At 29.8% G+C, this 13,712-nt stretch carries 7 protein-coding genes and 3 tRNA genes; 4 read left to right on the plus strand and 6 right to left on the minus strand.

The annotated features are described in order from the left end of the window. Positions 1-9: 9 nt before the first annotated feature. The 4 genes from CELLY_RS12380 to CELLY_RS12395 all read right to left on the minus strand — a co-directional run bounded on the left by CELLY_RS12380 (position 10) and on the right by CELLY_RS12395 (position 6,909). The gene (locus tag CELLY_RS12380; protein WP_013622020.1) at positions 10-3,285 is read right to left on the minus strand and encodes a TonB-dependent receptor; all 3,276 of its coding nucleotides are present in this window, start codon (positions 3,283-3,285) and stop codon (positions 10-12) included. A 70-nt stretch (positions 3,286-3,355) separates the two neighbouring features. Further along, positions 3,356-4,282, minus strand: coding sequence for a FecR family protein (locus tag CELLY_RS12385; RefSeq protein WP_013622021.1), 927 nt, complete (start codon positions 4,280-4,282; stop codon positions 3,356-3,358). A 96-nt stretch (positions 4,283-4,378) separates the two neighbouring features. Further along, entirely contained in the window at positions 4,379-4,891 is a 513-nt protein-coding gene (locus CELLY_RS12390) for an RNA polymerase sigma factor (protein ID WP_013622022.1), read from the minus strand. Between the two features lie 116 nt (positions 4,892-5,007). Next, positions 5,008-6,909 carry a metallophosphoesterase gene (locus CELLY_RS12395; RefSeq protein ID WP_013622023.1) on the minus strand — a complete coding sequence of 634 codons (1,902 nt, stop codon included), beginning with the start codon at positions 6,907-6,909 and terminating at the stop codon, positions 5,008-5,010. A gap of 123 nt (positions 6,910-7,032) precedes the next feature. On the opposite strand from CELLY_RS12395, the gene CELLY_RS12400 reads away from it, so the two are divergent. After that, positions 7,033-7,830 (plus strand): hypothetical protein, encoded by a 798-nt coding sequence (locus tag CELLY_RS12400; protein WP_013622024.1) that lies wholly within the window; start codon positions 7,033-7,035, stop codon positions 7,828-7,830. Positions 7,831-8,216: 386 nt separating this feature from the next. Here CELLY_RS12400 and CELLY_RS12405 read toward each other — a convergent pair whose 3' ends face one another. Both CELLY_RS12405 and CELLY_RS12410 read right to left on the minus strand, forming a co-directional pair. Beyond that, positions 8,217-10,994 carry a substrate-binding domain-containing protein gene (locus CELLY_RS12405; RefSeq protein ID WP_013622025.1) on the minus strand — a complete coding sequence of 926 codons (2,778 nt, stop codon included), beginning with the start codon at positions 10,992-10,994 and terminating at the stop codon, positions 8,217-8,219. 276 nt (positions 10,995-11,270) lie between these two features. Beyond that, a tRNA-Arg gene (locus CELLY_RS12410) sits at positions 11,271-11,344 on the minus strand. 385 nt (positions 11,345-11,729) lie between these two features. On the opposite strand from CELLY_RS12410, the gene CELLY_RS12415 reads away from it, so the two are divergent. From CELLY_RS12415 to CELLY_RS12425, 3 genes are all read left to right on the plus strand, one after another. Continuing rightward, positions 11,730-11,818, plus strand: a tRNA-Ser gene (locus CELLY_RS12415). 70 nt (positions 11,819-11,888) lie between these two features. Beyond that, a tRNA-Pro gene (locus CELLY_RS12420) sits at positions 11,889-11,963 on the plus strand. 211 nt (positions 11,964-12,174) lie between these two features. Further along, positions 12,175-13,698 carry a GH3 family acyl-acid amido synthetase gene (locus CELLY_RS12425; protein WP_013622026.1) on the plus strand — a complete coding sequence of 508 codons (1,524 nt, stop codon included), beginning with the start codon at positions 12,175-12,177 and terminating at the stop codon, positions 13,696-13,698. Positions 13,699-13,712 lie beyond the last annotated feature (14 nt).

Here is a 13,712-nt window from a genome sequence, read left to right on the forward strand (position 1 = left end):
TATTATATTTTAAAATTTTAAAATTGCTCCTAATATAAATGTCTTAGAACCTGGGTAACTAGAGTAATCTATACCTAATGATTGATTACCACCATCTGCTTTAGGACTGTTTATTAATGGATCATAACCAGAGTAGTTGGTAATGGTTAATAGGTTCTGCCCAGTAACATAAAAATTAACACCGTTTAACCAGCTTACATTGTTTAATTTTAAATTGTATCCTAAACGTGCAGTGTTAAGTCTTATAAAGTCTGATTTTTCTAGGTATAAAGTTGATAATTGAGGCGAGTTTTCTTGATTAGCTCCAGACTCGTAGTACTTTTTAGATACGTTACGGTCTGATGCTAAATTGTTTATGTTTAAAGCATTTAAACCTGTATTGTTTACTAAATAGCCACCAGCTTGACCAATAATTGAAAAAGAAAAATCGAAATTTTTATAGTTCATTTGACTGTTAAAACCGTAAGAGAATTTAGGTAAAGCACCTTCAATTATTATTCTATCATCACCAGTTATATTACCATCATTATTTACGTCTCTGTAAATATCTTCGCCATTTTCATTAAAACCTATATGGTCTAACAGGTAAAAAGAACCAGCAGCATAGCCGCTTTTGTATATGTTGGCAAGTACACCAGATTGTCCTGGACCAGATATGGTTCCTGATAAGATTTCTGATACAGGTAAATTTTTAATTTCATTTTTTAAGGTAGCACCATTAATATCTACATCCCAGTTAAAATCTTCTGTAGATACGATGTTAGAACCTAACATAAACTCTAATCCGTTATTAACAATTTCACCATCTATATTTACCCAAATATTGTTAGTAGGGCTAAGTACTTGTGATGGGATATTTAAAATAGCATCTGTAGTTGTTTTTTTAAAATAATCTAAAGAACCATACAGCTTTCTGTTCCATAAACTAAAATCTGCACCAATATTGTACTGTGTTACTACTTCCCACTTTAAATCTGGATTTGGAGTTCTTAAAACAGAAACACCGTTAGTTAGTGTTTGGTCATCATACAAATAATAACCATCTGCACCAGATATAGCGTAACTAGCCTGTGTTATTTTATTTTGCACCTCTTGGTTACCTGTTTGTCCCCAGCTTGCTCTAAGTTTTAAATTATCTACATTGCTATTAATTAAAAAATCTTCTTTAGAGATATTCCAACCCAATGCAAAAGAAGGGAAATAACCGTACTTATTGTTTTTACCAAAACGAGTAGAACCATCTGCACGCATAGATGCCGTTAAAAGGTATTTACTGTCATAAGAATAGTTTAATCTACCAAAGTAAGACTGTAATTCGTTCTCTTGAGCAAAACCATTAATGTCTATTTGTGAATTATTAGAAGTTGGGTTATATACTGGTTTAACACCAGTTCCTTTTTCTGGTAAATTATCATAATTAAAACTCGTACCAGAACGTTCAAACTTTTGATAAGAGAAACCACCTAAAACTTCTAGCTTGTGTTTGTCTGCTATTGTAGTGTTAAATGTTAAGTAATGCTCTAACAAAGAGCTCTGAGACTCTAAGTTATTTTGAACATACATACCTATTGGGTTTAAATCTGTTAAGTTAGGGTAAACTGTAGTGTTACGCTCTGCTACAGACTTATCTACACCATAGTTTAATTTGTACTCTAAGCCATTAAAAATACGTAATGAAGCTTCTATATTACCTAAAACACGAAGCGTTCTTGTTTCATCTTCATAAATACTTAATAGGTATGCAGGGTTGTAATGTGCATTCATATTAAAGTTAGTATATGATCCGTCTTCACCAAAAACAGGCCTTGTTGGGTTTGCCATTAACGTGTGTATAATTAACTGTCCGTTAGAGCCTCCGTCATCACTAGTTGGTACACCATTATCTTTAGTTTCACTAGCGGTAAGATTCACTTTTAGCTTTAATCTTTTGTTGTCTAAAAAGCTTTCCTCTACGTTTATTCTACCAGAAGTACGAGAAAATTCACTATTATTAACAATACCTTCTTGGTCTATATTACCTAAAGAAACATAGTAGTTACCACTTTCTGATGCTTTAGAATAAGACAATACATTATTTTTTGTAATTGCTGTTCTGTAAATAACATCTTGCCAATCTGTAGAGCTACCGTGGTCAAAGGTAGGGTCTGTAAGTGCATTTCTGTATTCATTAGCATCTAACAAGTCTATTTTGTTTGCAACCGTAGATATACCAATGTAAGAGTCTAAAGATAAAGAGCCTTTACCTGCTTTACCTTTTTTTGTGGTAATTATTACAACACCATTAGAGCCTCTTGCACCATATATTGCAGAAGCAGAAGCATCTTTAAGTACATTAATAGACTCTATATCACTAGTATTTAAAAAGTTTAGAGGATTTTTTGCGCTAGAAGCACCAAAACCTACATTGCTACCAGACGGACTAACATTATCGTTAGTTAATGGTACACCATCTACAACAAATAATGGACTACTACCACTTCTAATAGAACCTACACCACGTATTGTAACGTTAATACCAGCACCTGGTTCTCCGCTAGCATTAACAACTCTAACACCAGCAACTTTACCCTGTAAAAGAGCATCTGGAGATGTGTTAATACCTTGTCTAAAACTACTTTCTTTAAGTTGTGTTACAGCACCAGTAACATCTGCTTTTGTTTGGCTACCGTAACCTACAACAACAACTTCATTTAACTCAGCAGCATCTAATTCTAGCTGAACATTTACAACACTTTGTGTAACTTTTAATTCTTTACTCTTATACCCCATATAAGAGAATTTTAAAACGCTTCCGGTTGTAGCAGTTATAGTGTATTCTCCATCAAAATTTGTAGTAACACCATTAGGTGTTCCTACTTCATGAATGGTAGCACCTGGTAAAGGATCTCCGTTTTCATCTACAACAGTACCCGTTATTTCTTTTTGGACATTACTGGTAGTTATAGTTGTAGCTTTCTTTTTAATTAAAACAATTTTATTTGTTATTTTATAACTAAAGTTTGCCTTTTTGCTTAGGTCTTTTAAGGCAGACTCTAAGCTGATGTTTTGGTAAGATACTGTGTATTTATTTTTGTCTTTTATAATATCTTCACCATAGCTAAAGTTATATGATGTTTGGTTACTTACCTCTTTTAAAAGAGTTACTAAATTTGTGTTTTTATAGTTTACAGTTATATTTTGTTTTTTGTAAACACCATTATTAGGTTGTACTGTCTGACAAAAAATTGCAGATAATACAAAAAAAAGTATGGTTTTTAATTTAAAAGGAATATTTTTAAAATACATTAATTTAAGTGTTAGTTAATAATACTTGAAAATTTAGCCGTAGTTGTTGGTAGCAACTGCGGTTTTTTCTTTAATTGGTTTTAAGTGTAATTATTTCATTCTCATACAGTAATTTTAAATTGGTTATATAATTTAATTGTTCAACAATCTCATTTAGTGTAGCGTTTTGCTTTATAAATAGTGTTATTTTAAGAGCCAATACATCTTCATTTTTTATAGCGCTTTTTACATTGTATTTAATCTCTAATAAGTCTAAAGTTTCTTTTAATGATACCTCTGTTAAGTTTAAATCTTTAGTATACCAGTTAGAAGTCATTAAAACTGATGATTTTTGTTTGCGTAAAGAGTTGTTTGTAGCAACTGCTTCTTGCCCAGATACTAACTGTTGTTGGTTGTTTTTGTAATTTACCTGTACTTTTCCAGTAACTACAGATACTTTGCTTTCCTTTTTTTGTAACCCTATATGAAAAGAAGTACCTAATACCTTTGTTACCAATTCCCCAGAGTTTATAATAAATGGTTTGTTTGGGTTTTTAGTAATGTTAAAAAATGCATTACCCTTTATTAGGTTAACCTCTCTTGTAGTGTTGGTAAATGTATTAGGGTAACTAAAACTAGATCCTGGAGCTAGGTAAATAGTAGAACCATCTGCTAAAAAAACAGAATCTATTGCAGCACCAGTATTTACCGTAACAAAACTTGGCTGGTTAGTTTTGTAAGTAGATAATAATATGCCACCAAGCGTAAGTATTGTAACTGCTATGGCAGCATATTTATATATATTAGTTTTTGTGCTTTTAGTTTCTTTAAGTACAATTTTAGAACGGATATCATCTTTTATAAAAGTTGCATTACCCATTTTATTTGTATCCCATACAGACTGATTATACATTTTTTTAAAAAATGTATGTAATAGCTTTTCTTCTTTAGCACTAGTTTTTTGTTTGGTGCTTTTTGCAATAAGCTTTTTTAATACAGTGCTTTTTTTCTGTTGCATAAACTTGTTTTATATAGGTAAGTACCCAAAACAAGTAATTAGTACTATTGGCAAATGTTACCAAAAGTTTAAGCAAACATTAAGTGAAATGTTTTTTTAAAAAAAGAACGGAAATAGTAACCAACTAAGTTGTTTAAGCTCTAGTCTAAGCTGTTTAATTGCAGATGATAATTGATTTTTAACCGTTTGTTTTGATAGTTTTAGTTCTTCTGCTATTTGCTCTACATTCATTTCTTGTAGCTTGTTCATTAAAAAAATTTCTTTTCTCTTAGCAGGTAATTTATCTACAATATGAAAAACGGTTTCAGATAAATCTGATTCAGAAACAAAAGGAGATTCCATAATAAAATTATCAAACTCATCATCTATAGAAGTAGTGTTAAAACTATTTTGATTGTAGTGTTTTAAAATTTGATTTTTTACTGCTCTAAATAAAAAATGTTCAACAGAGTTTATGTTTAAGCTATTTTTACGCTCCCATAAATTGGTAAATACGTCTTGTATAATGTTTTTAGATAAGTTGCTGTCTTTTGTAATTTTAAATGAAAAAGCATATAGTTTTTCCCAATGTTTAGAATAGATATCTTCAAATTCTTGGGAGGTTTTCATAGGGACTAAAAAATTCTGGAATTAGTTATGGTAAATTAAAGACCCTAAAGTTTAAAATTGATTATGCAAACGTTATCTTTAAATTAACTTTTTAAAACAGACTGTAAACCTTAAGGTTAATTAATGTTTTTACTTAAGTCTGTTATAGTATTGTTTTCTAAATTAATACTAAAGTGGTTGGACGGTTCACTGTTTAAAAAAGAATTAAAAATTTTAAAGAATAAAAGTAATTGTTTGGCTGTGGTATCTTCTTTATTAATATACTTGGTTTGTGAAGTAATTGCGTTGTAAATAAATTTATACTGCTTTATTTTTTCTGTGGTAATATCTTCTAAAGCCAATTCATCTGCATTTCTAAGTCTATAAAAATCAAAAACTAAATCTAAGCCTTTCCATTTTCTAAAATCTTTAGCTTTTAAATTGTTTTTAGCTAAAGAAGTGGCAATAATTTTTAATTGATTTTTTCTTGCTTTGGTATTGTTACGTATTTCTTTTAATGCTTTAGAAAAATCTAGTTCATTATTTTTTGTGGCAAGTAGTAGCAACTCTTCACCAGTAACATTACTTAAAAATATATTTAAATCTATAGGAAAATCATTTGGTAAAAAGCGTAAACGTATAAGTTCTTTTAAGTGCCAAGCTGTAAAATCTTTATAGGTGTTAACCTCTAGTATTTTTTTGTTCCAAACATTGTTATTGTGCTCTAGTTTTAGCTTGTTGTATTCTACTTTATACAAATCAAATAACAATTTAAAATTTTCTGTATTGGCTATAGTAACAGTTTTTACCTCTATGTTATTACTGTTATTAATTTTTAAAATTTTATAACCTGGTATGTAAGAAGCTAAGGAAGGTGTTTGTATGTTTACTAGTAAGTTTCCATTTTTAGACCTGTGTACTCCAGTGTCATTAATATGCATATGTCCTGCTACGTGTATCTTTAAGCCAGTATTAGCAAAAGCTTCTGCAACATTAGTTGCTGGTACACGTTCTAATTGCCATTTGTTTTCCCCCATTAATTTTTTAATGTCGCTAGTAGCATCATCATTAAAATCTACCATAGGAAAATGACTAAAAGCAATTAATGTTTTATTCTTTTTTTTAGCTTCTGTAGCTATATCTTTTACCCAATTAATTAAGTAGTTTTTATGTATAATAGTGTTGTTGTAACCTACGCTAGCACTAGAAAAGCTACCATCCTTTTTTTGTAAAAAGGTATCACCATCTAAAGCTAGTAACCAAATACCGTCTACAGGCTCTACTAAATAACTCGTATCTACCATTTGTAAACTGTCTATAGTAGTGTATGTTCTTTGTTTTAAGTTAGATGCAATTTTTGCTTTTTTAAAAGAGTAATTGTTGTAGTTATAGGTAGCAAACGGAGTGGTCCAAAATTTATAACTAGGCATAGCATAAAAACCGTACTCACCTAAAATATTAAGTACTCCTGTATATCCCATTTTAGCAATATCATTACTAATTAATACAGGATGCTCATTTTTTTTAGATACATACATTCCTTCTTTACTATATATAGGTTGATTTTTACCTTCTGCACCTAAAAAATCACTTTTTCCAGATTCCTGTTTGTATGGTCCTGCAGGATCATGATTGCCAGTGGTTATAAAAAATTGTAGTCCGTATTTATTTTTGTACTCGTTTAGTATTTTTTGCAATCCTCTTAGGTGTATAGGTTGTCCGTCATCAGTATAATCACCAGGTAAAGCAACATAAGTAATGCCTCTACTAACAATGTCATCTAGAGCTGTTTTAAAAGCAAAATAGTTCTCGTTAAATATTCTTGTAGAGTTTAATTGAGATTGCATTGTTCTTAATACTGTATGCGTATTGTTATGCGGATTGTTAATGCCTTTGTAATTAATATCGTTAAAAGAGCCATACAAATCCTGAAAATGAATATCTGCTAAAAAAGCTATTTCTACTTTTTTTGTTTGCGCAGTTATTTTAAAACATATTAAAGCAATTAAAAAAGGTGTTATTATTTTGGTTAATGACATATGTTTCCTCAATATTAAAAAAATTACTGCTAGATTACATATTTAAAATTCCTTTTAAATTAAATTAAGGTTAAGAAGAATATTTAGAAAATTTTCTTTTGTATATTATATAAAAAGTAAAGAATGAAAAAAGTATTACAAATTACAAACGCAATAGCTTTTATATCAACTGTATTTATAAACTACTTATCTAATACAGGTAAAATGAATGGTACAACTATAGGGGAAGTTTCTGGAGGTTTAAAAACTTTATTTACACCTGCTGGTTATGCGTTTTCTATATGGGGATTAATTTATTTTTTGGTATTTGGTTTTGTTATTTATCAAGGCAGAAGCTTAGTTGTAAAGGTTAGGGACAATGACTTTATATTAAAAATAGGTTGGTGGTTTGTAATTTCTTGTTTAGCCAATTGTTTTTGGATTGTTAGTTGGATATATGGATACACAGGTTTATCTTGTATATGTATAATTATACTATTATTATCATTATTAAAAATTGTTTTTAATAATAAAATGGAACTGTGGGATGCGCCAATTTCGGTAATTGTATTTTTATGGTGGCCTTTTGTACTGTATGCTGGTTGGGTAACTGTTGCTAGTATAGCAAATGTATCTGCATACTTAGTTAAAATTAATTGGGATGGTTTTGGTATATCACCTCTTGTATGGACTATTATAATGATAACAATTGCAGTAATAGTTAACTTAATTGCCACTTGGACCCGCAATATGCGAGAGTTTTCTCTTGTAGGAGCTTGGGCTTTAATAGCAATTGGTATAGCTAATAAAGGAGTAGAGGGTACACTTGTTTACGTTGCTTATTTTGCAGCAGCTGTTTTACTACTAAGCAGTTTTTTACACGCTTTTAAAAACCGTAAAACAGCACCATTTATAAAATTAAAAGAATATTTAAGTAAATAATTATTATACTAAAAAAGCAAAAAAACCTTGCTACTATAAAAGTAACAAGGTTTATCTGTTGGGGAACAGAACACTATCAATATCTTTTTATTAAACAAATACTATACCACCTTTATGTAAAGGCATATAAACTATGCAGCTATAGCTTTTTTTAGAAGTTTAATAGCTTGCAAAAATAAATATAGGTTTATAAATGAAGTTTATAAATTATACAATTAAAGTGTAATAATGTATCGTTGTCTTGTTGCATAATTAAATATCTGATTTTAAGTTTATTGCGTGTTAATTGTTACTTGGTTAGAAAGATGTTTAAGTAGTACTTAGCAACATTTTTAAATAAACAATGTTACAAAATAACAGTTACTACACTAACTATAGCGTTGGTATTAATTGTTAATGTTGTTGTTAGTTAGGTCTTTTCTATATTCTTTAGGGGTAATATTAAATTTTGTTTTAAAGTTTGTAGAAAAGTAATTTGGAGACGAAAACCCTGTAGCGTATGCTATTTCCGAAACAGAGAGTTGAGAATTTATAAGTAGATTTTTAGCTTTACTTAACCTAAAATCTAATATATAGTCGCTTATATTTACTCCAATTATGGCTTTAATTTTTCTGTAGAGTTGTACTCTAGATATATTTAAAGTTTCTGCCATAGCTTCTACAGAAAAAGAAGAATTATCTATATTTTGCTCTATTATAGAATTTATTTTTAGAATAAATTCTTGGTCTTTAGCATCAAATTTTTCATGAGGATTTATCTTATGTACATTGTTTAGGTAGTAATACCTAAGTTTTTCCCTGTTGTACAGCAATGATTTTATAGATTGTGATAATACAGAAAAGCTAAAAGGTTTAGTAAGGTAAGAGTCTGCTCCAGACTTTAACCCTTTAATGTAAGACTCATTGTTATCTAAAGCAGTTAGCATTATAATTGGAATATGAGATGTTCTTAAATCATTTTTTAGAACTTCACATATTACAAAACCATCTTTGTCTGGTAAGTTTACATCACAAATTATGATATCTGGTATTATGTCTAATGCTTTTTCTACTCCATCTACGCCATTAGATAAATGTACTTTATAAGACTCTAAAAGCTTGTTTTTAAGTAGTTTTATAAGTTCATCATTATCTTCAATAATTAATATATCATACTTGTTATCATTATTATTTACGTTTGTTACTTGGTATATATTTTCTTCAATTTCATCAGTTAGCGTAAGTTCTTCCTCATCAATATATATGTCTGGTTCGTTTATTATTTCATTAGGCAATAAATGCTTATTGTTTTTGTAGAGTTTAATTGTAAAAATAGTACTTTGGTCACTCCTTACACTTATTTCTCCTTTGTGTAGTTCTATAAATTGCTTGGTTAAGTGCAAGCCTATTCCAGAGCTAGCTTTGGTGTTGTTACTGCCAATTTCAAAAGGCTTAAAAATATTTTCAATATCATCACTAGGAATACCAATTCCACTATCTTTAAAAGATACGGTAACAAAATTTTTATTTTTATAATCTTCAATAGAAACTATAATTTCCCCGTTATCTGGCGTAAATTTAAGAGCATTAGATAGTAGGTTAAAGTATACTTTATCCATTAAATTTCTATCTATATATAAGTCTAAATCTGTATTATTTGTTTTAAGGTCAAAAGCAATACCTCTTTTTTTTGCTTCAATTTTAAAATCATTAAATATTTTAGTAGAAAACTGAAAAATATTGGTTTTTGAAGCTTTTAAAGTAAGTTTTTTTTCTTCTGTTTTTCTGTAATCTAAAAGTTGATTTATAAGACGTAATAAACGTTTAGAGTTATTTGAAATTAATGTAATTTCAGTTTTTAAGTTATTACTATTTGTATTTGTTTTTTCTGTGATAGATTCTATAGCAGATAAAATAAGGGTAATTGGAGTTTTAAATTCATGAGATAAACCTGTAAAAAAGTTTGCTTTAGCCTCATTACTTAGTTCTGCTTCTTTAGCAATTTCTTTTATCTCTAAAGATTGCTTTATAATTTTGGTGTTATAAAGCTCTAGAGCATGCTTTTTTTTACTGATATTAAAACCAGAGTAAATACTAAATATACCTAATAAAACACTTAATATAAACAAAGCCAAAAGCACTTTTAGCATACTGCTTTGCGAGGCATACGTCTCTTCTTGTTCCTTAATTTTATTTTGTTGAGCTAATAGGTTTTCTTGATGCTGATTTATTTTATCAAACTGATTTTTCATTATATCAGCATTTCTACTATCTATAATTGTAGTTTCTAAAATATTATTTTTGTTAATTTTTTTACCTTGGACAATATCAATAGCATATTTTATGGCTTCATTTCCTCCGGTAGGGTAATAAACTGTAGCTTTTAATATACCGTCTTTTACGTATTGTATGCCTCCATTTGGTCCGTTTAATCCATCTACACCTATTATATCTACTTTATGTTCTAGATTGTGTTGCTTTAAAACCTCCCAAGCTCCAAGCGCCATACGGTCGTTATGGCAAAATATATAGTCAACATTATTATTTTTACTTAAAAGGTTATTTAAGGTTTCTTTTATAGAGTTAGCTTCCCAATTTCCTTGTATGGTATGTGTAATTTTTAAATTAGGAATTGTATTAATGGTAGAGGAGAAGCCCAAATGACGTTCTGCTGCTGGTGAAGACCCTTTTAAACCTTTTATTTCAAGTATTTTTTTTTCTTTATTAGAGCTTAAAGCTGCTATATAATTTGCGGCATTTATACCTACTTGATAATTATCTCCTCCAATATATGATGTATAGTTTTGGCCATCTATTTTACGGTCTACAATTAAAACAGGAATATCTTGCAGTAATGCTTTGTTAACTAAAGGGGTTATGGGTTTAGACTGTACTGGAGAAATAATTAATACATCTACTTTATCATTTATTAATTGCGTTATATCTTCTATTTGCTTCTTTACATTATCATTCCCGTCTAAAATTTTTAATTCTATTTCTGGATGAAAATCAGCTTGTAGTTGCATAGATTTATTCATAGATTTTCTCCATTGGTCATTAATGCCCGTTTGAGAAAACCCAATTACAACTTTTTTATTTTCTTTTGTAGAAGTACAGCTGTATTGGCCAATTAAAGTAAAAATAGAAAGTAAAAGTAGTAGTCTAGTTAATTTAAAATACTGCATTATAGTAATTTTTATTAGTTGCCCAAAGGCTATAAAATTCTTTGGTTAACTATTGGTAGTATAATTAAGTAAGAAAATTAAGAGTACAATTAAATCTTTATGTGTTTATGCATTAAAAATTTTTCGTCTTAAAATTAAACAATTAATAAATAATTATTGCTAAAAACATAATAATTAAGCTATTATGTTTTTTTGGTAAGTGAAGTGTATTTATGAGAGTGCTGTTGTAAGTGGTATAAAACAAAAAAGCCTTCAGTAAAAACTGAAGGCTTTTTGTGATCGCGAAAGGATTCGAACCTTTGACCGTCTGCTTAGAAGGCAGATGCTCTATCCAGCTGAGCTACGCGACCATTGAAATGACAAATGTTTTTGTCTTTCGGGCTGCAAATATACAATAATCTATTTTTAATATGCAAGTTAATTTTAGATTTATTTTTTACTTTTTTTATTTTTAATAAAATGGAGAAAAGTTGAATTCTAAATAATGAAAATAGGAGAGGTGTTTTATAATTTAGTAACCCTATTATGACTCATAATTAGTATTAATATTTAGTAATTAATACAATAAAGTATTTAGGTTAAAAAAAAGTTTTAAGCAAAGGTTCTTAAAATGAATAGGTTACAAAAAAGATTGAAAAAAAACGTAAAAAAAGTTTAAAATAGCTTGGTAGCTACCCTTAATCGTTATATATTTGCACTCGCAATTGAAAACTGCGCAAGTTCATTAAAGATTTTGGAGAGGTGCCTGAGTGGCCGAAAGGAGCGGTTTGCTAAATCGTCGTAGGTGGAAACATTTACCCAGGGTTCGAATCCCTGTCTCTCCGCAATAGCTGCCAAAGCACATTGCGAGGGCAGAAAAATTTCTCTAAGTACTGAAAGTATTAGATAACCTATCGGGGTGTAGCGTAGCCCGGTTATCGCGCCGCGTTTGGGACGCGGAGGTCGCAGGTTCGAATCCTGCCACCCCGACAATTGAGTAGAAAGACTCAAAACAATTAAAACCAGTAATTTTTATTACTGGTTTTTTTTATGCCTAATTTTTAGTGGGCACATACTTTTATAGTGTTAATAATAATTTTAAAAGGGTTAAACTCTTTTGTAAAATTAATAGACTTTTGGGTTGTTGTTTATAGAATTTAATTTCTAAGCAAAAGCATATAACAACCTAAAACACTAACATATGGCTATAATAGGAAACATAATAAAAGGAATAATATATGCATCTGATATTATTTCTGTAGAGTATAATGCAGCTGCAGAACAACGTGCAGTGCTTAAAAATTTATTACGTACCGCAGAGCATACCAAGTTTGGTAAACATTATAGTTTCACAGAAATATTAAATTCTAATAACCCAGAAAAAACTTTTAGTGCTAAAGTTCCTTTTTCAGATTACAACCAAATAACCAGTAATTGGTGGCAATATGTGCAAAAAGGTGAAGAAAATATAACTTGGCCAAATAGTCCAGATTATTTTGCACTTAGTTCTGGTACTACGGGAAAAACAAGTAAACGCATACCTGTTACAGATCACATGGTTAAAGCTATACGTAACGCTGGTATACAACAAGTTTTGGCACTTAAGAATTTTGATTTGCCTGCAGACTTTTTTGAAAAAGAAATAATGATGTTAGGTAGTTCTACAGATTTAGAGGAACATAACAACGCATTAGAAGGTGAAATTAGTGGAATAAGTGCTAGTAATATTCCGTTTTGGTTTCAAAATTATTACAAACCAGGTAAAGAAATTGCACAAATTGCAGATTGGGATAAACGTGTACAGCGTATAGCAGAAAAAGCATCAGAATGGGATATAGGAGCCTTAAGTGGCATACCTTCATGGATGGAGCTTATGTTACAAAAAGTGATTGAATACAATAACTTAAAAAACATACATGAAGTATGGCCCAATTTACAAGTTTATACCTCTGGTGGCGTAGCTTTTGGACCGTATAAAAAAAGTTTTAACGCTCTTTTAGGTAAGCCTATAACTGTTATAGATACTTATTTGGCTTCTGAAGGTTTTATTGCTTTTCAGCAAAGACCAGAAACCGATGCTATGAAACTGGTTACAGATAATGGTATTTATTTTGAGTTTGTACCATTTAGTCCAGATTATATTAAGCCAGACGGTTCACTAGTACAAAATGCGCCAGCACTTACAATTTCTGAAGTAGAGCTAAATCAAGATTATGTTTTAATATTAAGTAGTGTAGCAGGCGCTTGGCGTTATATTATTGGAGACACCATAGAGTTTACTGATATTGAACGAGCAGAAATAAAAATTACAGGTCGTACAAAATTCTTTTTAAACACTGTAGGTTCACAATTATCTGTAAATAAACTTAATGATGCTGTGCAACATTTAGAAAAACATTTTGATATAGAAATACAAGAATATACATTATGTGCAAATCGTATTAATGATGATTTTTACCACTGCTGGTACCTAGGTACAAATGCTAAGCTTAGTACTACAAAGTTGGCCAATGAGTTAGATGATTTTTTAATGAATGCAAATAAAAATTATAAAGTAGCAAGATCTAAAGCTTTAGAGGGTATTAAAGTTTCTACTGTTTTGCCTTCTGTATTTCATGAATGGAGCGGAAGCAATAAAAAGAAAGGCGGACAGGTAAAAATGGAAAGGGTTATGGGTCAAGAAAGGTTTAAAGAATGGGAAGATTTTGTTTTAGCAAACTCTTAGCAAGAAAAAAAGGA

The organism is Cellulophaga lytica DSM 7489 (assembly GCF_000190595.1).
GTDB lineage: Bacteria > Bacteroidota > Bacteroidia > Flavobacteriales > Flavobacteriaceae > Cellulophaga > Cellulophaga lytica.

Excerpts from the sequence above, each read along its gene's own strand:
- CELLY_RS12425 (WP_013622026.1), top strand. The coding sequence starts at position 12,175 with ATGGCTATAATAGGAAACATAATAAAAGGAATAATATATGCATCTGAT.
- CELLY_RS12390 (WP_013622022.1), bottom strand. The coding sequence starts at position 4,891 with ATGAAAACCTCCCAAGAATTTGAAGATATCTATTCTAAACATTGGGAA.
- CELLY_RS12400 (WP_013622024.1), top strand. The coding sequence starts at position 7,033 with ATGAAAAAAGTATTACAAATTACAAACGCAATAGCTTTTATATCAACT.
- CELLY_RS12405 (WP_013622025.1), bottom strand. The coding sequence starts at position 10,994 with ATGCAGTATTTTAAATTAACTAGACTACTACTTTTACTTTCTATTTTT.
- CELLY_RS12380 (WP_013622020.1), bottom strand. The coding sequence starts at position 3,285 with ATGTATTTTAAAAATATTCCTTTTAAATTAAAAACCATACTTTTTTTT.
- CELLY_RS12385 (WP_013622021.1), bottom strand. The coding sequence starts at position 4,282 with ATGCAACAGAAAAAAAGCACTGTATTAAAAAAGCTTATTGCAAAAAGC.
- CELLY_RS12395 (WP_013622023.1), bottom strand. The coding sequence starts at position 6,909 with ATGTCATTAACCAAAATAATAACACCTTTTTTAATTGCTTTAATATGT.